Consider the following 22,172-nt stretch of genomic DNA (forward strand, 5'->3'; position numbering starts at 1 on the left):
TTGCTTGCCTCTTCTGTATGTCTTTTGCTTACTCCTATGCTTGCTCCTTGACCTTATCGGAGCTGTTATGAACCAAACGCTCATGCAGAAAATCAACAATATGCTGCACCTGCATTTGACCGTCACCATGCTTGGCTGCTCCAAGCTTCATTTGGAGTAGGCAGCCTGGGTTGCTCGTAAGCAAATAATGCGCCTTTGTCGCATTGGCATGCTCCATTTTGCGCGCTAGCAGCCCGCCCGCCATTTCTGGCTGGACAATATTGTAAGTGCCTGCCGAGCCGCAGCAGCGGTCAGCCTCAAACATTTCTACAAACTCAGCTCCACTTACGTCCCTCAGCAGCTTCCGGGGAGCATCAGCAGAGCGCATCACATTGCGCAGATGACAGGAATCCTGATACGTAATCCGAATCGGCTGGCCCTCCGGCTGGGCGGCTGCAAGCTTACCGGAACGGATAAGCAAATGACTAATATCCACCACACGCTTCGCTAGCCACAACGCGCCTTCCCTCCACTGCTCATCCTCATGAAGCAAGTGGTCATATTCCGTTAAGCTGGCGCCGCAGCCGCCCGCATTGGATACGATATAGTCCACACCAGCTGCCTGAAAAGCAGCAATGTTCTTCCTCGCTAGTGACCGGGCATCCTTCATCTCCCCGCTATGCGCGTGAAGCGCTCCACAGCAAGCCTGCGTATCCGGTATGACGACCTCAAAGCCTGCTTCAGTCAGCAGCTCCACCGTCTTGATATTCGTTTCCGTGAACAGCATATCCATAAGACAGCCGCGGAACATGCCGACTTTAGCTATTTTCGTGCCTTTTGCCGGATGATGGCTGCCAATTTTTTGGACAATGCCTTTGCTTGAGGCATCCGGCAGCACCTGCTCCATCTCGCTCAAATGCACCGGCAGCAGCTTCATAACGCCAGCGCTGCGCGCCAGCTTCCGAAGTCCGGCTTGCTGATACAGCCTTATAGCTCCGCCGAGAAGCCGCACCCGCTTCTGATGAGGGAAAAGCTGCTTGAACACTACGTGCCGCAGCGGCTTTACCCACCACCTGTGGCTTTCCGTATGCGCTTCAATCGCCTCCCTCGTCTGTTCAAGGAGCTGGCCATATTTCACATCTGCTGGACATGCTGGCTCGCAGGCACGGCAGCCAAGACAATGGCTCATCTGCTCCTCAAAGGACTGGTCAGGCATCATCAAACCGTCGGTAACCGCTTTCATCAATGCAATGCGACCGCGTGGCGATTCCGCTTCAATACCTGTTTCACGAAACGTTGGACATGCAGGTAGACAGAAGCCGCAGCGCATGCAATTGGTCAATTGATCCTCATCAAGCTGGAGCTTGAGCTTTCCAGCAAGCTGAAGCTGCTGCGAGCGTGGCGTAATGCACGCTGGCTCAGTTCCGTGCCGATTTATGTTTGTGGCTTTGGCTGCTTCTGTAGCTGCTGTAATTTGAACAGGCAGCCTTTCTTCCGTTTTAACCATGCTGAAGCACCACCCTCTTGCGCGACTGTTTGGCAAATATTTTGCCGGGATTGAGTAAATGATGCGGATCGAACGCCTGTTTAACGGCCTGCATCACTTCAATGCCTGCGGAGCCGACCTTCCATTCGAGATAAGGGGATTTCACTAGGCCAACGCCATGCTCGCCTGTAATCGTCCCGCCGAGCCGAATCGCTGCCTCAAAAATTTCCGCAAATGCCGCCTCAACGCGGTGAATTTCTTCCTTATCCCGGGCATCAGTCGTTGCTGTAGGATGCAGATTGCCGTCGCCCGCATGGCCGAAGGTACAGATCGTCACTTGATGCTTGCGGGCAATTCGATTAATTTCCAGCACCATTTCGGCAATTTTGGAGCGGGGCACCGTCGCATCCTCAAGAATCGTCGTTGGCCGCAAGCGTGCAAGTGCGGTAAACGCACTGCGCCTTGCTGTCAGCAGCTTGAGTGCTTCCTCTGGACTTTCAGCGATGCTAACGCTGTGCGCCTGCTCGCTTCGGCAAATCTCTTCAATCCTTGCGATGTCCCGTTCTACCATTTCCGTTTCTCCGTCCTGCTCGATGAGCAGAATCGCCTCCATATCGAGCGGCAAGCCAAGCTTGGCAAAGTCGTCGACCACCCGCACCGTTGCATTATCGAGAAATTCGAGCGTTGAAGGAATAATGCGGCTCTCAATGATTTTGGACACGGTTCGCGCTGCACCATACAAGTCCTTATACATAGCCAGCATTGTCTTCTTGTACTTTGGCGGCGGCACAAGCTTAAGCGTCGCTTCGGTAATAATCGCCAGCGTCCCTTCCGAGCCGACGAGCAGCTTGGTCAAATCATACCCCGCTACATCCTTCATCAGCTTGCCGCCGGTACGAATAATTTCGCCGCTGGCCAGCACGGCCTCCAGGCCGAGAACATAATCTTTGGTCGTGCCGTACTTGAGTCCGCGCAGCCCACCAGAGCATTCCGCAATGTTGCCGCCAATAGTTGAAATTGCCATACTGCTCGGATCGGGCGGGTAAAATAAACCGAGCGACTCCACATGGGCGATAAAAGATTTTGTAATGAGTCCGGGCTGAACAATTGCAACCAAATTTTCGAGATCAACCTCCAAAATGCGATTCATCCGGTGCATGACCATCACTACTCCGCCCTCGACGGGAACAGTCCCCCCGCATAAGTTCGTGCCTGAGCCGCGGCCAATGACGGGAATGCGATGCGTATTCAACACCTTCATAATCGCACTCACCTGCTCCGTGCTCGCAGGGTAGATAACACCATCTGGAAGCGCTTGCAGCATTGGTGTACCATCATAAGAATGAGTCACAAGCGACTGCGGATCATCTTTATAAAAATCGCTCCCCACTATAGCGAGCAGTTGTTGGCGAACTGTTTCCTGCAGCATATTGATGTCCCCTTCCATAAAATAAAGCTTCACCTATTACTCCATCAATTAATCAGGTCATCTGATGACTTTGAATTGAAAAAAGTATACACTAAAATAGATAAAAGCGAAAGCGTTATTTTGAAGCATGCTAATTCGTTGTTTGAAGGGAGTTCATATGGAGATTAGCCCAAACCGGCCGCTCAAAAGCTATGAGTGGGTCATGAATGATATTAAGCAAAAAATGGATGCAGGCTCGCTCGCCCCTGGTGATAAGCTCTCCTCGGTTGCCGATCTTGCCTCCTCTTATGGCGTTGGACAATCCACGATTCGTGAGGCATTAAGCGCGCTGCGCGCCATGGGCAGGCTGAATATTCGCCAAGGCAGCGGCACTTATGTTACCGCTCCGCCGGAGCCTGCTACCGCATCGGTACCAAGCTTTCTTTATGACGAAGCATGGATGGACCGTGCGGAAACGCTGCGCCATATTTTGGAGGTGCGCAAGGTGCTGGAAACCGGCTGCGCTGCGCTGGCTGCACGCAATCGGACCGAAGCCGATTTGACTGCTCTGGCCTCTATCTTGCAGAGCATGTTTGAACGCCTTGGCGATGAGGCCTTCAGCGAACAGGCAGATATCCGCTTCCATCAGGAGCTTGCGAAGGCGACGCATAACCCTGTGCTGCTGGAGATGATGGATGCCTTGTCCACTAAGCTCCACGAAAGCATGAAGGATACGCGGGCGCTATGGTTTTATGCCGAACGCTCAACGGCGGAGCGATTGCAAGGCGAGCACCAAGCAATCTATGATGCCATTGCTGCACAGCAGCCTACAGACGCATCCCGGCTTATGGAGGCTCATCTATCCAAGGTAGAGTCCGTGCTGCTGAACAAGCTTGTGTAATTGACCTAGCCTACCCATATTGGCAGTTGGAGGTCACTCCAGCAAACGTTGAGCCATACGACTTAATTAACGACGTTAAAAGAAAAATTTAATATCGTTAATAAATTTAAAGAGCTGCTCCGCACCCTGTTAGATAAGGCACAGAAGCTCAATAAAAGGCCGCCCCCATCAGCTTCAGCAGGTATAGCTTCCGTGCTGCCTTGGATGTACTTTCATGCTTAACGCTTGCGGAACGGTTTAGCTTGTTTTCATTGTGGTAGCTTGCGTGTTACGCTAAGCGGTACTTACAGCGAGCGTCAACGATACTTATGCAAGGATTGTATGTAGGAAAGTAAGTTTCAACGACATAAGTGGAACGCTACTTTCTGGCACTCACAGTGCTGAGAAATGGATGAAACTTATGTCTTGGAAAGTGAAAAGGGTAGAAAAGGAGGCGGCAAAGCTACAAAACGTGGAATAAATGATGAACGAGATGGCTATGTAAAAAAGGTTATTTACCATATTCAACACATTAATATCACTTTTAGTTCCGATTTCTTGAAATGAAACTCGATATTGGAGCTTGGTCTCAATTAATGTGACAGTTTATTCCTGATTTGCTCTAAATGATGAATATCATGCTCTGAAAATATACGGATGTAACTTTCAAGAGTAAATTGTCGTTTGCCAGAACCAATAGTGAATCGTATATCGTTTTTGATACTATCAATAGCCTCAATTAGTTGGCTTCGTGTAAATACAAATTCATCAATTAAAGCAACCACGCTCTTGAAGCTACTGATATACTGAATCCCTTCATTGTTGTGAATGTCATGATCAGGGAATGCAATTAGATTTGCTCCTTGCGCCATAAAAGGGATATGTTGTTCTAAAATAAATTTATCCCAATAGTACAGGTGTCCAATTATTTCTCTAATTGACCATTTCCCTTCTTTAATAGGGTCAAGCATTTTATACTCTTCCTTTTCTTTTAACATTGCTATCTCTTTAGTTGTTTCCTGATAACTAATGATTGCATTCAAGCTCATTTGATTATCTCCCCACCATATATAAAATTTGGATTCTGGAATTATTATACTTTAAAGAGATCCAACCTGTAAAGAACATATGTTCTTAATGATTGGATATTATTAATATGGGCTAGGATAGATAGCTATGATTATTTAACAACAATTTTGTAGCCTTCCTGCTGTTTTGTGCCGCGATGCTCTTGCTCATGCAGGGAGGGCTGCTCCCGCTTTCTTAGATTCAGCTTTCATCAAATGGGGCTGCTGGGTATATGCGGCTGCAGCTTGATCAGTCTAACAAATTTAATATAGCCAACCAGCTCCTTATGAATTCACGTATTCGTGAAATTAGAAGCCGCAAACTGCCTCATAAAAGCGTCCCGGCTTCCTTTAAACACATTGATATCGACGTACATGTCAATACCTGTCACATGACCACGGTTATGATATTGCCAGAACTGCCAGCCGCGCTCTTGAAGTGTCGGATGTTTTACGATGTCGCGAATCCAAATTTCATAAGCGGCAAATGCGGGTACATTTTCTATATAAGTATGATAGGTATCGTATGTCACATACAATATAGGCTTTTTGCCATACCCCGCCTCCATCCCGTCCGCTAGCACCTGCAGTTCCTTATGTATTTTAGCTTGGTCATGGTCCAGACTAATTTCCAAATCAATGACTGGGGGTAGGCTATCCGGCTCATAAGGGACTGTTTTTATAAAATGGGCCGCCTGCTCTGCTCCCGTACTCATCGTTGTGAAGAAATGGTACGCTCCCGTCAAAAAGCGCTGCTCCCTCGCTCCCTTCCAATTTGCTGCGAACCTCTTATCGGTATAATCCTTGCCCTCCGTCGCCTTCACAAACATGAATTCATATTTCCCTGTCGCCTTTATTTGCTGCCAGTTTATTTCGCCTTGATAATGCGATACATCGAGCCCTTTCACTTCATAGGCATTCGCAAATATGGCATTATGCCAAATGATCCCTTTATACTCTAAAACGCCAAGCAGCACTAGCAATGCCAGCCCGCCAATGATCAAATTTCTCCATTTTTTATTACGCTTCATCTGCCCGCTCCTCCCCTAACATTATAAATATTATACCAATTGGACAAATTAAAGCCTACAACAATAAACGTCTGTCACCTATAAATTTTAAAATTACAAAAAACTCGCCACGCTTTCCGTGTTTAGAAAGCGAGCGAGTTTTTGCTGCTGCGTGCTGGTTATGGTGCTTTTAAATGGCAAAAATATGATTGCCGATTTGAACGATTTGTTTCCTCGTCCAAATCCATGATGATGTTGCCGTCTTCGGGTTAAAATAATACAGCGCGCCAAACGTCGGGTCGTTCCCGGCAACAGCTTCGACTGCGGCCTTGTAGGCTATACTATCCGGCTTAAGCTGATATTGTCCATCATCTACTGCTGTAAATGCACCTGGCTGCTCGATAATGCCTTGAAGCGTATCAGGGAACTGCGAGGACGCTAACCGATTCATGACAACAGCGCCTACTGCGACCTGTCCCTTAAATGGCTCGCCGCGCGATTCGGCAAAAATAATGCGCGCCAGCAAATTCAGCTCATGCTCGCTGACGGATACCTTTTTCAACGTGCTCCAGGTTTGCTTGCCAGCAATGCCATCGGCTTGCAGTCCGTAATCCTTTTGAAACCGTTTCACGGCATCCTCGGTCATTTTGCCATAGAAGTCTGTAACCTCGCTATTCATAAAATACCCTAAAACCTTTAAGCGATACTGTACATCGGGGACATCTCCCCCTTTACTGCCATAGCTCAGAGTCGCCGGGGCAGCAGCGCCTACAATTTGAAGCGGCAGGCTGACGACCATAATAATTGCAAGTATATATGCAAAGAAGTTTCTTAGTATTTGTTTATTTTTCATAATTCTAATTTTCCTCCTATTTAAAACAAGTAAAAACTTATTTTATAAATATATTATTTATATATTTCAACACTCGTATGAGTTTAACATAGTATTAAATTGAAAGTAACCGTATTTGCACAATTACATGAATTTACTAATGATTAGATAAGACTTCAGAGCTGCCTAGTACGCTATACGGGAGTTTTTATTAGGGAACTGCTATAATAAGGGTTAGATGATCGGCAGAGGTGATAAAGGATGAACATTATTAAAGTGAAGGATCGGCAGGAGCTGGATAAACGTGTTCCATCCATGCCTTGGTACATTGAGAAGTTTATTAATTATAAGCTGCCTGACCTCTCTCCTTCGTCGCTGCTTGAGTATGTAAGAGATTATGAGCTTTTTCTCAATTGGCTGATTGCAGAAGGGCTTTCAGAGGCGACGGTAATCAAACACGTTCAGCTAGCTGAGCTGGAGCGGCTCCACATGGATAGCATCGACAGCTTCCGCATGTTTCTCGCCACTCATCCTAGCCATAATAATCGTAAGACGACGATTACTCGCAAGCTGTCCTCGCTGCGCTCGCTGTTTCATTATTTGAGCCAAATAGCCGAGGATGAGCAGTTTTACCCGCTCTTGAAGCGTAATGTCATGGCTAAGGTCGCTATTAAGCGCACAAGCAAACCTAAGGATACGGCGGCGAAGCTGGAGGGCAAGCTGCTTCAGGAGGAGGAAATTGGAGAGTTTCTTGCTTATATCGCCAGCGGCTACGAAAGCGATCTTGCCAGCAACAAGCAGGCGCTGTATTCCTATGAGCTGAACAAAATAAGGGATACGTGCATCATCAGCTTTATTTTGCATTCCGGACTGCGCGTTTCCGAGCTGATCAATCTCAATGTCGACGACATAGATATGAAAAAAAAGCTCGCGCATGTTTACCGTAAAGGGAAAAACGACGATTCGTTTAAAACCCCGGTTTATTTTCGCCAGGAGGCGGTCGATGACCTTCAGGTGTACCTCCAAATGCGCGATACGCACTATAAAGCGCCGAAGCGCGAGAAAGCGCTGTTCCTTGCCATTGCTAATGGTAAAAAGGAAGGCTCGCGCATGACAAAACGGGCCGTGCAGGCAATGGTTATGAAATATGCGAAGCGATTCGGCAAGCCCTTTTTATCCGTACATAAGCTGCGGCATTCGTTCGCAACGGACTATTATTTACGCAATGATCTGTACAAAACCCAGGAGCAGCTTGGACATGCATCACCAGAGACGACGCAAATTTACGCCCATTTGACCGATAAGACGATGGCGGAAGCGATTGATCGTGAAAAAACGGCGACTAAGAAGCTGCGAGAAAATTAGCGGTACTTTATTTCGTCTCAGACTTTAATGGTTTTAACGAGAAGAATACAGAGAATTTGGAGGTTATAATGCACATTCGAGTACTTGGCCTAGAGGATGCCCAGCAATACAGGACGATTAGATTGGAAGCCTTACAAATGCATCCTGAATCATTTAGTTCGAGCTATGAAGAGGAAAAAGAATATCCTTTAGAACCATTTCTCAGCAGGCTGCAAGCGAAAAACTCCTTTACCTTCGGTGTATTCGAAAACAGCCAGCTTTATGGCATAGCAACTTTAGTCATGGAAAACAAAATAAAATTGAAGCATAGAGCCCATATTTATTCCGTATATGTAGCTCGTGACAAGCGCGGTCGCGGATACGCCAAAAATTTAATGCTGCAAATGATTAAGAAGGCGAAAAGCATGAAAGGTATTGAGCAAATTCATTTGACCGTGGCATCGACTAATGAGGCTGCGAAAAACCTGTATACAGCCTTAGAATTTAAGACATACGGCATCCAAAAGCAAGCCTTGAAAATACAAGATGAATACTTCGATGAAGAATTGATGTGTTATTTCTTTTAGACCATATCTTCATCTGACAACAGGTTTACAAAACAAATAGCTTTCTTGCCTAAAGCTGCTATCCGACAGCTTACGCAAGAGAGCTATTATCTTCTTAATCATGCGCCTGTTAGGCGTAAAACGCTGTCGTCTCCCTTTGGCGGCAAGATCAGGCTAACGTTTTGCGTTGACATATAAAGCCCTTATAAATTGAAACTTGTGCAGACTTATATTATTGGAAATCCTTGGACAGCTCCAAATCTGTAGCAGAAATCCCCTCTTCTACCGCAAATTCAAAATCCTCAATGTCGTAAATTTGTACAGGGATCTCCGCTTGAATCAGCTTATCCTGAAATTCAAATTGGTCGGAAAGCAGCGGCAAGTTAAATTTCAAGGCGGTCAACACCAGTTCGGTCTCTATCGGATCAAATGCCTCGCCGTATTGTGCACTGTCTACAGCATGTACAATGGTAAACTGTATGCGCTCATTCAGCAGCAGCGGCGAGCTTTCCCGCCAAGGCACCTGCATCGTGCGTTCGATTTTTTTACGATTGAGCGGATCTTCGAAAAAAGCAATCAGCTCGACAATTTTATTTTTGACATGAGCATCATCATCTGGGTCCTCCATAACGGGGTCCGATCCGTCTCTCATATCATAAAGCTCCAAAATGGATGAATAAGGAACAACATAATCAATGGCACTGCTTGGGACGAGAAGGTGACCGTAAGTTGCCACCATTACTGCTTCTATAACAAACCGTCGCGGCATGATTGACCTCCTTCTATAAAACAACGTTTCCACATTATTATACAATAATCCAACTGGTGTACAAGATAGCCATTCGCCAAATTTGCATTCATTCCGCAAGCCGCAGTACAATGGTGGGGAAATTATTATCGGAGGTACATGCATGATTAGAGAAGAAGCAATCATTATCGGAGCTGGTCCATGTGGACTTGCCGCGGCCATTGAGCTGCAGCGCATCGGTATTCGCCCCTTGATTATAGAAAAAAGCCATCTGGTCCATTCCATCTCGCAGTACCCGACCTATATGCATTTTTTCAGCACGCCCGAGCTGCTTGAAATTGGCGATATTCCCTTCACAACGCCTAATGACAAGCCTTCGCGGCTTGAAGCGATGAATTATTATCGCACGGCGGCGCTGCGCCATCAGCTTCGAATTAATCCTTATGAGACGGTAACGCGGGTCCTTCGTGAAAATGATCGTTTTACGCTCTCCAGCACGAATCGTTTTGGTGAACCGCTGACCTATTTCAGCCGCTATGTCATTATTGCGACCGGTTATTTTGACCATCCTAACTATTTGGGCATTCCGGGAGAAGAGCTTGAAAAGGTGACGCATTTTTTCCGCGAAGCCCATCCGTATACTGGAATGGAGGTCGCGATTATTGGGGGCAGCAATTCTGCTATAGATGCAGCGCTTGAGCTTGAACGGATTGGGGCGAAGGTGACCGTCATTTATCGCGGTGAGCATTATTCATCAAGTATTAAGCCTTGGGTGAGGCCCGGCTTTGAAAGCAAAGTGGCTAAGGGGCAAATAGCGATGCGCTTTCGCTCTCGCGTTATCAGCATTGATGATCGCAGCGTCACGCTTGAAGACCCTGAGGGCAAGCATACAATTGCCAATGATTTTGTACTTGCGCTAACAGGCTTTCATCCAGATCGGGATTTCCTGACGGACACAGGCGTAGTGATGGCTGAGGAAGGTTACCCGTTTTTCGACGAAGCGACGATGGAGACGAATGTTGCAAATTTGTTTCTTGCTGGTGTTGTTGCATCGCGTCATGAAGCGAATGAAATTTTCATCGAAACCGGACGCTTCCACGGTAGAAAAATTGCCGCGCATATCGCCCAGAGCACCGCAGCCGAATCTTAAACTCAATGGATGGCAACAGCTTGAGGCTGCCCATAACGAGAATTTGCGCAATGCGATGCGCTAAACCTCTGAGTATGGGCAGCCTTTTCTATCAATCTGTCATGAGAGGTTAGCTCTGTGCTCACTCCATGCTTCCCCTAATAATTCACTATTAATGCTTACAGCAACCATTGATCCCATTGAAGCTGCCGCAACGACCTGATACTTTTGGGAGGCAGCATCTCCCGCACTATAGATGCCTGGCACATTCGTTTTGCCAAACTCATCTACAACAACAGCCCCCGCTTCCGTCATTTCACAGCCCATAATCTGCGGAAGCTCCGATCCAATCGCTAGCTTCGGCAAGAAGAAAATCCCTTCGCAAGCAATGATCGCACCATCCTCCAGCACAACTTGCTTAACGATGCCGTTAGCCGATTCAATTCGCTGAATTTTGGAGTCAAATATGGGCACATCATGCTGCTGCAATTCCTCGCGCTGCTCAGCGGTCATTTCGTCTGGACCATCCGTGCAGATCGTATATTGGCTTGTCCAGCCTGCTATTATTTTGGCGAAGTGCAGCGCATGAGCCCCTTTGGATATGATAACCAGCCTCCTATCCCTCATTTCCCAGCCATCACAATACGGACAAACAAATGCGCTCTTTCCATATACATCAGTTAAGCCTTTAATATCAAGCGGAAGATCCTTCATCCCTACGGCAAAAAGCAGCTTTTTGGCTCCGAAGGCTGCTCCTTTTGTGGTCGTAATCGTAAATGCCCCATCGACTCCCGTTATCGCAACGGCTGAATCATTTTCAAACTGAACAGATGGGTAGACACTGATCTGCTCGCGTGCGATATGACGTAACTCAGCAGGCTTAATGCCGTCTCTTGTCAGGAAACCATGCGACTCCTGGGTCACCCGATTGCGCGGACGTTCTTCATCAATGACGATAACACTTTTCCTCGCTCTGCCTAATACAAGTGCCGCACTCATTCCTGCTGGGCCTCCACCAATAATCGCAACATCCATCAATTGCTTCATATTAACCACCTTCCAAGAGTTTTAATATCTTTAATTGAAAAATAAATAACATCCAACAGCATATCGTTTTCTAAAACGCTACGAAAATTTAGAGATTAGAAAAATATTACACCGTTTTGTTACAATACCTCTACATAATCATCCATTAAAGATATGCGATATCTATTATATTGCTGCAAATTTGATTATAGACAAGTAGAGTCTTCAATTCAAGCTTTATTTTGCTTATGTGCATAGAGGTTTCCATCTTCAAAAGCCGAATAGATCTGCTCAAAGTACTGCTTGTCCAATTATCGCCTACCCGCTCTTAGCAAAAGAACAGCTTTCTGGTCGCAAGTAAAACGACGGTACATCACCCTTTTTTCATATTTATGTATATCTTGGGTTTCTTATCATATGATCCATTTGTGGGGAGGCAATTATCGAATTAAAGGAGTGGAATGATGAAAAAAAGGCTAATCACTTCTATTGTTCTATTATTTTCCGTTTTTGTAATGGGTTTTAGTTTAACCAGTTCGGCAGCACCATCCACATATGTCCACGGTATTTTTTCTCAAAAACCGTTGTATGTATTGGATGGAACGACAGGCAATTGGCTGACCTCGACAAGCGGCAATGCGATAGCAAGTTGGACAGAAGCCCCGCTAGCCTCAGGAAATCAGGCATTTTTTAATGCAATCTCGATAGTTGGAACCGACCGTTTTGAATTCCGTCTAATTAGTCTTGGATCGACTACCGTTGATCAGATCAATGGCAAATTCGATATTTACAAAAATAATGTGAAGGTCGCATCGGGAATTCCCGGCAGTGTATACGGTTTAAGCCAGCCGGTTGGAAATTATTTTAAATTTTATAACAGCACAAATACATGGCATGTATCCGGATATATTACAGATCGGCTAGACTACTAAAATTTTACATCAAAGAAGTCCCACCCTCCCCTGACTTCTTGTTGCAATTCTTCTAGCTAGTCGGAACGTTATCAACATCCATGGAAACTCTTCAGTATCGCATTCCTTCCTGTAAAGATGGGGCGCACATCATTCATGTAAGCCTTTACATAAATGATGCGTACTCCATCCTTGCCAATACATAACCAGATAAAGCCGAAACAGCTATGTATATGGGTAGGCCCTTGCTGAGCTTGAATAGATCAGGCTTCATTAAGAGTCTTTCTTAAAGTCAAGATGCTTAAATCCCCAACTGCACATATCCGTCAACACCGGCTTCAGCGTCTGTCCATGAACGGTTAATTTGTATTCAACTTTAGGAGGAATCTCCTGATATACACGACGTTCGACAAGCCCATCCCGTTCGAGCTCCCGCAGTTGATTAGTAAGCATACCCTGCGTAATTACCGGAAGCATTCGCCTCAGTTCACCGAATCGCTTGGTCCCCTCATGCAGCAATATAAAAAGAATCAGAGGCTTCCATTTCCCTCCAATAACAGCCAATGTTGCTAGTATACCATCCCTCGTCTTTTCATCTTGGACTTCTAGCCGCAATAGGTTCAACTCCCGACCATTGTAAGATAACCACACACCATCAACACAATAGTATCAAAATATCTTCGTTCCAAACAGTACTCTTTATTCACGTACTTAGTACGTTTTAACGGACTATTCCGAGGTGGCTCTGTGCCAACTATAGTCTGGTTTACAGGACTAAGTACAAACAAAAATCGTACTTGTTTAATTTCTAAAAGCCCGGATAATTAGGGCTGTGAATGGGCAGAACCTTAGCCAGAGCAGAAAACCAAATTATCTATAAGGGAGAATGGTTATGAAAATAATGGTAATTGTGGCACATCCGAATCTGAACGATTCCGAGAAAAACCAGGCGCTGCTGAGCGAATTGAGAAAACAGCCTGATACTCACATTCGCGATCTGTATCAAGAGTATTCGAATTGGAGCATCAATGTCGAGCGAGAGCATCAATTGTTGATCGAACATGACCGAATTGTTTTTCAATTTCCATTTTATTGGTACAGCTGCCCACCGCTTTTAAAAAAGTGGTTTGACGATGTATTGACATTCGGTTGGGCGTTCGGACCAGAGGGCGAGAATTTGAAGGGCAAAGAATTTATGATTGCAACGACAACAGGCGGCTCGGAAAACGAATATCGTGCAGGCGGCCGTAACTGGTTCACCATAAGCGAATATATTCGGCCCATTCAGAGTACCATTGCCCGGTGTAATGGTACATTCCTGCCGGCCTTTGTATGCTACAACTCATCTGCTGATGCCCTTAAGGACGAAGCAAAGCGATATGCAGAGTTTGTCCGAAATTCTCAGACGACGCTAGCGCAATAAAAGAGTAACCTATAGCAGACTGTCTTTTGCCGAAGAAGACTACAAGAAAAAGTATCGCTCCTACAAAGGAACCGTCGGGCATCGCAAAATCTTCATTTGACTTTTCGACAAGGAGAGCGTGGCATACGGCTAGATTTTGTTAAAATACCTCTAGTAGAAAATTATGGATATTTTAATTTTAAGTTGATATAATGGTAAATAAAGTTTAGTGAATCATCTGATGATGTGAATTGGCTATCTTGTCTAACATAGGAGGTGAGCCTGAGAAAAGTTTAATACTTATTCCAACTTCATACCAAGTTAGGGCGGGTTAATTTCTCCTTTGCCAACCTTAACTGAATGCTGTACAGAAACATGCACTAATTGTAACGGTTTGTAGTTCTATGCCTTTAGCATTAACCATTATAAGGACTAGGAGTGTGTCAAATGAATAAACCGCTTTTTTCCCGATTTTTTCGTATTATGATACCTTGCTTATTGATTTTGATATTGGCCTTACCAGCGACGGCTTCCGCAGGCAATCTTGGAGATAGGATTACTATTGGTAGCAGCTTTGCAAAGGGCGATTATCTCACCTCGCAGAATGGTAGGTTTACAGCTATTTGGCAAAATGATGGGAATTTTGTCGTCTATCAGAATGGTTCGGCTCTTTGGAGCAGCCGTACGAATAATAGTGGGGCCATTTCGTTTAAATTTGAACCAACTGGGAAACTGGTCATGTACAAGTATTTATCAAGACCTACTACTGTATACCAATATGGTTATCATTATGGATTCAACCCTGCCACAGGTAAATACGAATATTACTATGGGTGGGGATATGATACGGTTTGGATAACTGACACTACTAAACTTCAAGACGCTTGGTTTACTGATACCGCCTCTTGGATTTCCAAGAACGGAAGAGGTCTGCCAACTAACACAACTGGTGACACGCTAATCATGCAAAATGATGGGAATTTAGTTCTCTATAACTCAACCCTGACAACTATCAATTATCCCAATAGTTGGATTCCTGTCTGGGCTTCGAACACGACTGGTCGATAAAATAAAGTTAAGAGCCGCATAATGCGCGGCTCTTAACTTTATTTATCCAAGCAACCTTACACTTCAGTCAAAGAAGAGAGCTTTTAAACAGAACTTCCTAAACGTCAAAGCTATTGTGACAAAATACATTTTAATACCATATTCCCGAATTCTTGAATGTCATTGATATAATTATATTCGGGTGGATTAGCTTCAAGTTGGTTTAACATTCTGACTGCTACTACGTTGTACTCAGGAATAACTAATACAGCATTCCCATAAAGACCAAGTGATTGATATGAACCCTCTGGAAGATCATTTCCTATCTCAGATAAAGGACGGCTTTTGTCTTTCACCCACCAAAAGAACCCATTTCGGGGTAACGTTTCGTCGAACTGACTAGGAGTGACGATTGAAACAGCTTGTTCAAAAACCACACGAGGTATTATTTGTTGTCCCATATGCTTTCCCTTATTAAGATGTAAGCTTCCCCAATTAGCTAAATCTCGTGTACTTACAAATAAATTTGCCTCACTGCCTTGATCGCACATGTAACTTTCATCAACCCACACCAATTTATCATTTTTCTCTTTTCGCCAGTCGGTATTCATAAATCCATATGGTACAAACAATCGCTCCCTCAACACTTGTGCAAGAGGTTGGTCAAATACCTTTTGTACGATTCTAATAAGCAAATTAACGCCAGTGTTATTGTATTTCCAGTCTGTCCCTGACGGAAATAGTCTTACGTTTTGATCTTGTAAACCATGAGTGTGTGTCAAGAGATGCTGTATTGTTGTATCACCTAATACGTTTTCGTTCAGATCGTCTAAATAATCAATTACATAATCATTAATACTTCTTATTTTTCCTTCATAGAGCGCAAGGCTAATGGTAAGCCCAAGATATGTTTTGCGAATTGATGCCACATTGAATTGAGACTTTTCATCAATCAATCGACTGTTAGGAGATTGATTATGATTGCCAGAATAAAACTCATTTACTATTTGATTATTTTGCATAACTAAAACCGATGAAGCTGATGCAGAAATTTGATTCCTAATACCCTCAACAAAATGATTAAGCTCACTGAATGCGTTATGCAATCTAATTAAACACGTGGTCTCTCCCTTCCGTTAATAGAATTTCCAAACAAATATTCGAAATCATTTTCCACCTCAAAATCAAAACATTCACGCTGGCGGTCTAATCGAGCGAGAAACGGGAGTAGTAAATCAGGACAGCGCCTGAAGTTTATGTTATTTTAAAATGTTTTTCTCCATGTGTAATTGTCGAAGTAACAAAAACAAGGGAAGACCAAGTGAAGGACCTACCAGAAGCGTACCTACAATCGGCAGCCATACATATTTCATTTTCTTTCTGGTGCCTTCTAACAGAATGAATCCTATAAGCACGATCGCGGTAACTAAAACATCCATCCATGCAAAAGCTCCAATACGCGTATTGGTTATGGCTTCAAATAGTAGAGACAAATCGAAGCCGTTGAGCATGACCCAAGGGATGAATTGCGAATAGGGCAAGACGAGTCCCAAAAAAGATAATATTCCATAAAAGTACTTCATTTATAATCCTCCGATTCCTAAAAAGTATGCCTTGCTGTCCGCTGATCGCAATGGTAAATTTCTTACGTCCGCCGTCTTTTAGCGCATGAAGTTTTACACGAAACAACCGCAAAATCTCCAACTACGAGTGTATATCAATTCCTTGAACACCCATTCAAAGCAGCCTGAACGAACCCTTCTCCGACCAGGCTTTCTTGTGAGCTATTTACCGTGTTTCTGCTGCCGCGCATACAAGGCGTTTACCGCTTCTTCCTGCGGCTCCTCCTCCTTATAGCGCGCCTCCTCATACAGCTTGATTAGCTGCTTTTGTTCTGCTTCGCTATAGCTATCCGCTGTTTTTGCAGCGGCCCGCCATTTGACCAGCTCCTCTGCCGTCTCCCTTGGCGTCAAATGAGCCTGATACACATAGCCCTTGCTTATGCTGCGCTTCACCCAGCGGCTGTATAAATAGCGGATACGCTCCCTTGTTCCTATGAGCTCCTCCCACTTTACAGCAGGCTCTCCCCTTTTGTTTTTTCTTCGCAGCCGCCAGCCATCCTGCCATTTATTTAAGGTCATTAAGCTTTCAACCTCATCGGTGTAGCCCTGTTCAGCTCCCAGCCTTTCAGCAGAGCGCTCTGCCATCTTGGCGAGAAATTTTTTCGAGAGTCGATACACGGCTCGCAGCAGCCAATATAGGGTCAGTCCTATTGCAGCAATTACGATGATTATTATGACGACTTTCAATAGGTTTTCTATCCAAACGAGCCAAGGGGCAGGATCTTTGTGCTCCACTGGCGGAAAAGCGTTCGGCGGCGATGCTTCGGGCGGCTGTGAGGCAGGCCTCTCTGCTTCGTTTCCTGTTATTAGTGATAGAAGCAGCCCAACGAGAGAACGCACTGCCCATTCTATTCCCTGAGTAATTTGCCTGATGAAGCCAATAGCAATGACAGGCAGCAGCAGCAAGGCAAGCATCCATCTATTTTGACGCTTAAAGGCTTCTATAGAGGCTGAGATTGGACGATGCTGCCCCGTCAGATTCGTCTCGCGCTGCATAAGGCGCTCATTTATCATAAAAAAATAAACAATCAACGCTATGATTCCGCCAGCTGACATCAAAATTGTGTATTGCTGAAGCGGAATGAGCCAAAATTGAGCCAATTGCAGCGCTAAATAACCGAAAATGCCTATCATCATCGTGCTGCCAGTAAACGTAATCGGCCAGCTGTGCAGCCGTTCATTCATTCCACGGTAAGCTGCGATGCTGCCAAAAACAGCAAGCGCGGGCCACCAAGCTTCCCGACCTGCGTCTGGTGCTGAGACCACTGCCCCGCTTGCAGCAAGCAAGCCATCAGAAAGCAAAATGCCAATCAGCAAGGCAAGGCAAAGTCTAGTTGCCCGATTGCTATTGATGAGCTTCTCTGATCTGGCAAGCAGCAGCGAGCTAGCGCCAAAGCATAACGGCAAGCTGAGCAGCCAAACGACAAGCGGGACGCCTGAGAGTGCATAAGCACCGAAAGGCAGTACGAAGGGCAGCCAAAATAACAGCTCCAGCGCGCCTTTTCCCATAGTTGTTCCAGCGAATTTTACACTAGGCATTCTATTCATATGGCTCCACCTGCCTGCAACTGCTCGCTATGTTTGCTAGTCTGCCCTGCTAATAGCCAAATCGTAACGGAGTTGCCGCCAAACCTCAGCTCCTGAGCAGCAAGCTCCAGCGTTTCATTCCAATATGCAGAAATAATGAGCACATCGCAGCCGCTCACACCGCGCTTGCTCTCCCTTTGCAGCAAATCGCTGAACAGCTCCGTCCGGGTCAGCGTCAGCTTGGCGAGCAGCTCCAGTATCGTCAGCCACTGGTCATGGCCGCTGCGCGGCAGCAGCATGGCGCTTTCAAGCTCGCCTTGCTGCGGCATGTTAGCGGCAAAGCCGACTTCCATTCCGCTGGCCGTCATGACCTCTGCTGCTCCTGCTGCCCATTCAATACCCCGTTCGATTAATGCTTCATCCGTAATCGTACGCCACATGCCCTCATGATCCTCTACATTTAAATAAATCATCAGCCTCCGGTCAGCTGTATAATCATATTGATGCACTTGCAGCTTACCTGCCCGAGCAGTCGCCTTCCAATTGACCGACTTGAAAGAATCGTTGGGCCGATAATCTCTTGCTCCTGCGACGACGAAAGGATCCTCCACAATCCAACGCTTTACCGACATTTCCCCCTGCCAGCTGTGAGAGGGCAGCTCATCAATTGGCACCTGAGCGGGGAGCGGATACACAAGCAGCTCGCCCTCAATCATCATTTGCTTCATATTATGCTGAATGCCAAGCAAATCGCCGCCAGTGAGAGCCACCGAGCGAAGCTTGTACACTCCGCGTCTAGCGCTGACGAACGAATGCGTACGAGTAATTTTTGTATAAGGCATAAGACTGAAAAAGCTTTTATGATTTTGGTAATGCTCACCGCTGCTCACCGCAAGATTGTCCTGCGAGCGGAAGATGAGCTGAGAGGATAATTGAGATTCGACGCGAAGCCACGGAACGGGCAGCCATTTGCCATTTGACAATTGCTCCACTAATTCCATACGATCACCCCTATAACAGGTTGATTGACTAAACCGCCTTGAGTAGCTAATGCTCCGCAGCGCAAATCTGCGAAAAATTTTAGCCTGAAGCACAACAATAATGATTGCAGCGATAATAAAAGAAAAGACGAGCATCGTCTATTTGCTAGCCTATTTAGCGAGAAGCCCTGCCTCGGCAGGAACCTCGGTTTGCCTAATAATATCTTCTATAATCTTCTCTGCGCTGCCTTGTGTACGCTGCAGTCCACGAAGCGCGAGACGATGGGCCAGTACGGGCTGCGCCATCGCTTTAACATCATCCGGCGTTACAAAATCTCTTCCCCGCAAAATCGCCTGCACCTGCGAGGCTCTCAGCAGCGCCTGGCTGCCGCGAGGGCTTACGCCCGTCTGCACTTCTTCCCTGCTCCGTGTCTGCTCTACTAGCTTCAACATATAAAACAGCACATCGTCCGATACGCGTACGGAGGAATAAAGCTTCTGAGCTTCAGCAATTTCGTCTGCCCCTGCAATAGGCGCAAGCAGTTCCAGCGGGTCTTCTTCTTTAAAGCGCTTCAAAATTTGCAGCGCTTCATCCGTTGTGGGATAGCCCATTTTAAGCTTGAATAAAAAACGGTCCAGCTGCGCTTCCGGCAGCGGAAACGTTCCTTGATGCTCGACGGGATTTTGCGTCGCCATAACCATGAACGGCTTTGAGAGCGGCATCGTCTCTCCCTCGAGACTAATTTGCCGCTCCTCCATACATTCGAGCAGGCTGGATTGCGTTCGCGGAGTGGCGCGGTTAATCTCATCAGCCAGCAGCATATTCGTAAACAAAGGGCCGGGCCGGAACTCAAAATCGCCCTGCTTCTGATTGTAAAAATGAATGCCCGTCAAATCTGATGGCATTAAATCCGGCGTAAACTGTACGCGCCGAAAGGTAAGACTGAGCGACTTCGCCAGCGATTTGGCCAGCAGCGTCTTGCCCGTTCCGGGTACATCCTCCAGCAGCACATGACCGCCGGTAATTAATGCGATAAACAATAAATCGGCTATACGTTCTTTCCCTACGATGACGCGGCCGATATTGCCTCTTAGTTGTTCAGATAATGCAGCAATGGATTGGTAAGACATACTAGCAGCTCCCTTTTCACTATAAAATAAAATGTTCTATCGGCCCCAGCCACAGCGCTCGCGCTGCACCCGCTGCAGCTCCGACCAGCGAACGAGCCGGATGCCCTCGCCATGCAGCACCTGCACAATCTCGCGATCACGGAACAGCTGAAACTCAAGTCCCCGTTTCTCAGGCTGGCCATGGAAGGAAAACAGCTCATCGGTTACGAGCGACGGATGAATAATAAGCTCTGTCAAACCCGGCTTAAGACTGCGCAGCTGCTGCTTCATCGCCTCTTTGAACGACACATACGTCTCCCCTGCCTGCAGTTGGAAGGGTAAGCCAACTAAGTAGTCCGGTATGATGACGCCCTTGGAATCGGCCAGCATTCCGAGCTGCTTCGCCTGCTCAGCAAGCTCAGGAGAGGCTGTTTGTACACGATCACCAGGCAAATGACGCGGAAGGCGAAAAGGCAAGCCATATTTAGCGCACACGTCGAATACAATAGGTAAAAAATGCTTGCCTGTCTCAAGCCCATACAAGCTCCCCATATGATTGTCAGCATGGCTCGGCTTCATCCCTAATTGCAGCGCAAGCTCTATCTGGGCAACCAGCTCTCGCTCTACCTGCTCGGAGTCGGCCTGCAGCTCGAATGTGCGGCTATCTTTCGGGAAATATCCGTCCTCTGCAAGCAAAGAGGGAACATCCTCGGACTTGCTTACGGGCCCCCAGCGATAATTATCCCACTCGCTTGTAAACGTAAAATGAACACCAACATCATGCTCCTGATGCTGTGCGCTCCACCTCGCTGCTTCCCGCGCTGCGGGGCACGGCATCATAATTGTTGCCGAGCTTACTGCGCGCTCTTCCAACAGCTGCTCCACCGCTTTATTGACTGAATCACATAAGCCATAATCATCTGCATTAACAATGAGCAGTCTTTCATCGCTGCTGTATCCTAATGCGGCTGCCACACTCATGAGCTCCACTCCTCCAAATTATTGTGGTTGATCAACACCAGCAAGCAGCTCCCGAAATAGCGCTTTCAAACGCAGTTCATTGCTGCCTGTCCATTTCACAATTTTTGCCGCTTGGATTACAATTTTGTGCAATATTTCCGCTTCGTCAAGCTGCTCTCGCCAGCGTGTCATAAAATGCAGCGTCACATCAAGCATCCGCAGCTTAAGCAGCAGCGGAATGGCGTTAGCCTCCTCCTCCGTCAACCGCAATTCCGCGCCAAACCCTTCACAAAACGAGGCGATACGCTCCAGTTGCCCTTCATCTGCCCAGTCAATTAAATCCACAATAACGACTGCGAGCTCCATAGCCCTCACATCGACGGTACAAAATTCAAAATCCAGCAAGCCGACTACAGCATCTCCGCGTGCAACGGAATTACTGAAATTCAAATCGCCATGAATCCATTGATGGGGAAGCTTGGCTATGCTTTTCAGGTCGCTGCGCAAGCTTGCTCGTTCCTGCTGCAAACAGGAGATTTGCTCCTCAAGCACTGGCAGCAGCCCAGCTTCACCGGCAATATCACGCAAAGCTGTAATGCCTATAGCTTCATAAGATTGCTCCAGCTTGTAATAGGGATCATAAATAGGCTCTCCCTGTGGCTTAATGGCGCTTAATCCTTTGCATAAGGCAGCCGCAGCGGTTCCGAGTCCCCTAATGTGGGAAATATTTTCGACGGAAGGCCGCTTGCCTTCAATGAAATGGCATAATGTTGCCAGCTTGCCGCCCTTCGCCTTCGTTACGGTGTGCCCTGCACGGTTCGCTACAGGCATCGGAACGTCAAAATGGCGATTTTTTTGCCCTAGCAGCCCCAATAACACCTCGTGCTCCAGCAATACAGTCGACTTATTCTGATGATTGTTGTAAATTCGCAGCACATAGCGGTTATTTCCCGCCTGCACGATCCGTGTTGTATTGTTCATGCCGCTGTCTCCGGCAGCTATTTCCCATGGCCCACCTAGCTCATATTGATCTAAAAACGTTGAAAAATCATGCTGACTCAATGGTTTTTCCTCCCCTAAGCTACCAGTTGCTGCCTTTATTATACTTGCTGGAAGCAGAAGTTGGCAAAGAAACGGA

Annotated in this window: 22 protein-coding genes; 7 read left to right on the forward strand and 15 right to left on the reverse strand. The window is 46.4% G+C overall.

Going from position 1 to position 22,172, the window contains the following annotated elements; genetic code table 11:
* Nucleotides 1-34 precede the first annotated feature (34 nt).
* Nucleotides 35-1,309: a (Fe-S)-binding protein gene (locus V5J77_RS13905; protein WP_338556783.1), complete on the reverse strand. Its 1,275-nt coding sequence runs from the start codon at nucleotides 1,307-1,309 to the stop codon at nucleotides 35-37.
* A gap of 169 nt (nucleotides 1,310-1,478) precedes the next feature.
* Nucleotides 1,479-2,894, reverse strand: coding sequence for an FAD-linked oxidase C-terminal domain-containing protein (locus V5J77_RS13910; protein WP_338551444.1), 1,416 nt, complete (start codon nucleotides 2,892-2,894; stop codon nucleotides 1,479-1,481).
* A 157-nt stretch (nucleotides 2,895-3,051) separates the two neighbouring features.
* Here V5J77_RS13910 and V5J77_RS13915 point away from each other — a divergent pair, with 157 nt between their 5' ends.
* On the forward strand, nucleotides 3,052-3,774 hold the full coding sequence (locus tag V5J77_RS13915) for a FadR/GntR family transcriptional regulator (protein WP_338551445.1): 723 nt from the start codon (nucleotides 3,052-3,054) through the stop codon (nucleotides 3,772-3,774).
* Nucleotides 3,775-4,346: 572 nt separating this feature from the next.
* On the opposite strand, the gene V5J77_RS13920 is transcribed toward V5J77_RS13915, so the two are convergent.
* From V5J77_RS13920 to V5J77_RS13930, 3 genes are all read right to left on the reverse strand, one after another.
* Nucleotides 4,347-4,802 (reverse strand): DinB family protein, encoded by a 456-nt coding sequence (locus tag V5J77_RS13920; protein ID WP_338551446.1) that lies wholly within the window; start codon nucleotides 4,800-4,802, stop codon nucleotides 4,347-4,349.
* A gap of 311 nt (nucleotides 4,803-5,113) precedes the next feature.
* Complete coding sequence (locus tag V5J77_RS13925; RefSeq protein ID WP_338551447.1) at nucleotides 5,114-5,851, reverse strand: GH25 family lysozyme; 738 nt, start codon at nucleotides 5,849-5,851, stop codon at nucleotides 5,114-5,116.
* A gap of 169 nt (nucleotides 5,852-6,020) precedes the next feature.
* Nucleotides 6,021-6,683 carry a cell wall hydrolase gene (locus tag V5J77_RS13930; RefSeq protein ID WP_338551448.1) on the reverse strand — a complete coding sequence of 221 codons (663 nt, stop codon included), beginning with the start codon at nucleotides 6,681-6,683 and terminating at the stop codon, nucleotides 6,021-6,023.
* 240 nt (nucleotides 6,684-6,923) lie between these two features.
* Between V5J77_RS13930 and xerS the strand changes: the two genes are divergently transcribed.
* Nucleotides 6,924-8,027, forward strand: a complete 1,104-nt coding sequence (gene xerS, locus V5J77_RS13935) for a tyrosine recombinase XerS (protein ID WP_338551449.1) — start codon at nucleotides 6,924-6,926, stop codon at nucleotides 8,025-8,027.
* Between the two features lie 122 nt (nucleotides 8,028-8,149).
* Nucleotides 8,150-8,593, forward strand: coding sequence for an N-acetyltransferase (locus tag V5J77_RS13940; protein ID WP_338551450.1), 444 nt, complete (start codon nucleotides 8,150-8,152; stop codon nucleotides 8,591-8,593).
* Nucleotides 8,594-8,804: 211 nt separating this feature from the next.
* Here V5J77_RS13940 and V5J77_RS13945 read toward each other — a convergent pair whose 3' ends face one another.
* On the reverse strand, nucleotides 8,805-9,341 hold the full coding sequence (locus V5J77_RS13945) for an ADP-heptose synthase (protein WP_338551451.1): 537 nt from the start codon (nucleotides 9,339-9,341) through the stop codon (nucleotides 8,805-8,807).
* A gap of 142 nt (nucleotides 9,342-9,483) precedes the next feature.
* Here V5J77_RS13945 and V5J77_RS13950 point away from each other — a divergent pair, with 142 nt between their 5' ends.
* Nucleotides 9,484-10,470 (forward strand): YpdA family putative bacillithiol disulfide reductase, encoded by a 987-nt coding sequence (locus tag V5J77_RS13950; protein WP_338551452.1) that lies wholly within the window; start codon nucleotides 9,484-9,486, stop codon nucleotides 10,468-10,470.
* Between the two features lie 99 nt (nucleotides 10,471-10,569).
* Here V5J77_RS13950 and V5J77_RS13955 read toward each other — a convergent pair whose 3' ends face one another.
* Nucleotides 10,570-11,496 (reverse strand): NAD(P)/FAD-dependent oxidoreductase, encoded by a 927-nt coding sequence (locus tag V5J77_RS13955; protein ID WP_338551453.1) that lies wholly within the window; start codon nucleotides 11,494-11,496, stop codon nucleotides 10,570-10,572.
* Between the two features lie 440 nt (nucleotides 11,497-11,936).
* Between V5J77_RS13955 and V5J77_RS13960 the strand changes: the two genes are divergently transcribed.
* Nucleotides 11,937-12,407, forward strand: coding sequence for a hypothetical protein (locus tag V5J77_RS13960; RefSeq protein ID WP_338551454.1), 471 nt, complete (start codon nucleotides 11,937-11,939; stop codon nucleotides 12,405-12,407).
* A 252-nt stretch (nucleotides 12,408-12,659) separates the two neighbouring features.
* Here the strand turns inward: V5J77_RS13960 and V5J77_RS13965 are convergent, their stop codons facing one another.
* Complete coding sequence (locus V5J77_RS13965; RefSeq protein WP_338551455.1) at nucleotides 12,660-13,001, reverse strand: helix-turn-helix domain-containing protein; 342 nt, start codon at nucleotides 12,999-13,001, stop codon at nucleotides 12,660-12,662.
* A gap of 277 nt (nucleotides 13,002-13,278) precedes the next feature.
* Between V5J77_RS13965 and V5J77_RS13970 the strand changes: the two genes are divergently transcribed.
* Nucleotides 13,279-13,809, forward strand: coding sequence for an NAD(P)H-dependent oxidoreductase (locus V5J77_RS13970; RefSeq protein WP_338551456.1), 531 nt, complete (start codon nucleotides 13,279-13,281; stop codon nucleotides 13,807-13,809).
* A 426-nt stretch (nucleotides 13,810-14,235) separates the two neighbouring features.
* Nucleotides 14,236-14,856: a hypothetical protein gene (locus V5J77_RS13975; RefSeq protein WP_338551457.1), complete on the forward strand. Its 621-nt coding sequence runs from the start codon at nucleotides 14,236-14,238 to the stop codon at nucleotides 14,854-14,856.
* 110 nt (nucleotides 14,857-14,966) lie between these two features.
* On the opposite strand, the gene V5J77_RS13980 is transcribed toward V5J77_RS13975, so the two are convergent.
* From V5J77_RS13980 to V5J77_RS14010, 7 genes are all read right to left on the reverse strand, one after another.
* Nucleotides 14,967-15,941, reverse strand: coding sequence for a serine hydrolase domain-containing protein (locus tag V5J77_RS13980; protein ID WP_338551458.1), 975 nt, complete (start codon nucleotides 15,939-15,941; stop codon nucleotides 14,967-14,969).
* A gap of 153 nt (nucleotides 15,942-16,094) precedes the next feature.
* Nucleotides 16,095-16,418 carry a DUF2834 domain-containing protein gene (locus V5J77_RS13985; protein ID WP_338551459.1) on the reverse strand — a complete coding sequence of 108 codons (324 nt, stop codon included), beginning with the start codon at nucleotides 16,416-16,418 and terminating at the stop codon, nucleotides 16,095-16,097.
* 201 nt (nucleotides 16,419-16,619) lie between these two features.
* A complete protein-coding gene (locus V5J77_RS13990; protein ID WP_338551460.1) occupies nucleotides 16,620-18,005 on the reverse strand; it encodes a DUF4129 domain-containing protein in 1,386 nt (461 codons plus the stop codon).
* Entirely contained in the window at nucleotides 18,002-18,985 is a 984-nt protein-coding gene (locus V5J77_RS13995; RefSeq protein WP_338551461.1) for a DUF58 domain-containing protein, read from the reverse strand. The genes V5J77_RS13990 and V5J77_RS13995 overlap by 4 nt, the downstream gene beginning before the upstream one ends.
* A gap of 150 nt (nucleotides 18,986-19,135) precedes the next feature.
* Nucleotides 19,136-20,095, reverse strand: a complete 960-nt coding sequence (locus V5J77_RS14000) for a MoxR family ATPase (protein ID WP_338551462.1) — start codon at nucleotides 20,093-20,095, stop codon at nucleotides 19,136-19,138.
* A 36-nt stretch (nucleotides 20,096-20,131) separates the two neighbouring features.
* Entirely contained in the window at nucleotides 20,132-21,055 is a 924-nt protein-coding gene (locus V5J77_RS14005) for a polysaccharide deacetylase family protein (protein ID WP_338551463.1), read from the reverse strand.
* Between the two features lie 18 nt (nucleotides 21,056-21,073).
* Nucleotides 21,074-22,096, reverse strand: a complete 1,023-nt coding sequence (locus V5J77_RS14010) for a phosphotransferase (RefSeq protein WP_338551464.1) — start codon at nucleotides 22,094-22,096, stop codon at nucleotides 21,074-21,076.
* Between the last annotated feature and the right edge of the window lie 76 nt (nucleotides 22,097-22,172).

The sequence above is a fragment of the Paenibacillus sp. KS-LC4 genome, assembly GCF_036894955.1.
In the GTDB taxonomy this organism is placed as follows: domain Bacteria; phylum Bacillota; class Bacilli; order Paenibacillales; family Paenibacillaceae; genus Pristimantibacillus.

Coding starts and splice junctions, on each gene's coding strand:
- V5J77_RS13905 (WP_338556783.1), bottom strand. CDS start 1,309: ATGCGCTGCGGCTTCTGTCTACCTGCATGTCCAACGTTTCGTGAAACA.
- V5J77_RS13910 (WP_338551444.1), bottom strand. CDS start 2,894: ATGCTGCAGGAAACAGTTCGCCAACAACTGCTCGCTATAGTGGGGAGC.
- V5J77_RS13915 (WP_338551445.1), top strand. CDS start 3,052: ATGGAGATTAGCCCAAACCGGCCGCTCAAAAGCTATGAGTGGGTCATG.
- V5J77_RS13920 (WP_338551446.1), bottom strand. CDS start 4,802: ATGAGCTTGAATGCAATCATTAGTTATCAGGAAACAACTAAAGAGATA.
- V5J77_RS13925 (WP_338551447.1), bottom strand. CDS start 5,851: ATGAAGCGTAATAAAAAATGGAGAAATTTGATCATTGGCGGGCTGGCA.
- V5J77_RS13930 (WP_338551448.1), bottom strand. CDS start 6,683: ATGAAAAATAAACAAATACTAAGAAACTTCTTTGCATATATACTTGCA.
- xerS (WP_338551449.1), top strand. CDS start 6,924: ATGAACATTATTAAAGTGAAGGATCGGCAGGAGCTGGATAAACGTGTT.
- V5J77_RS13945 (WP_338551451.1), bottom strand. CDS start 9,341: ATGCCGCGACGGTTTGTTATAGAAGCAGTAATGGTGGCAACTTACGGT.
- V5J77_RS13950 (WP_338551452.1), top strand. CDS start 9,484: ATGATTAGAGAAGAAGCAATCATTATCGGAGCTGGTCCATGTGGACTT.
- V5J77_RS13955 (WP_338551453.1), bottom strand. CDS start 11,496: ATGAAGCAATTGATGGATGTTGCGATTATTGGTGGAGGCCCAGCAGGA.
- V5J77_RS13960 (WP_338551454.1), top strand. CDS start 11,937: ATGATGAAAAAAAGGCTAATCACTTCTATTGTTCTATTATTTTCCGTT.
- V5J77_RS13970 (WP_338551456.1), top strand. CDS start 13,279: ATGAAAATAATGGTAATTGTGGCACATCCGAATCTGAACGATTCCGAG.
- V5J77_RS13975 (WP_338551457.1), top strand. CDS start 14,236: ATGAATAAACCGCTTTTTTCCCGATTTTTTCGTATTATGATACCTTGC.
- V5J77_RS13985 (WP_338551459.1), bottom strand. CDS start 16,418: ATGAAGTACTTTTATGGAATATTATCTTTTTTGGGACTCGTCTTGCCC.
- V5J77_RS13990 (WP_338551460.1), bottom strand. CDS start 18,005: ATGAATAGAATGCCTAGTGTAAAATTCGCTGGAACAACTATGGGAAAA.
- V5J77_RS13995 (WP_338551461.1), bottom strand. CDS start 18,985: ATGGAATTAGTGGAGCAATTGTCAAATGGCAAATGGCTGCCCGTTCCG.
- V5J77_RS14000 (WP_338551462.1), bottom strand. CDS start 20,095: ATGTCTTACCAATCCATTGCTGCATTATCTGAACAACTAAGAGGCAAT.
- V5J77_RS14005 (WP_338551463.1), bottom strand. CDS start 21,055: ATGAGTGTGGCAGCCGCATTAGGATACAGCAGCGATGAAAGACTGCTC.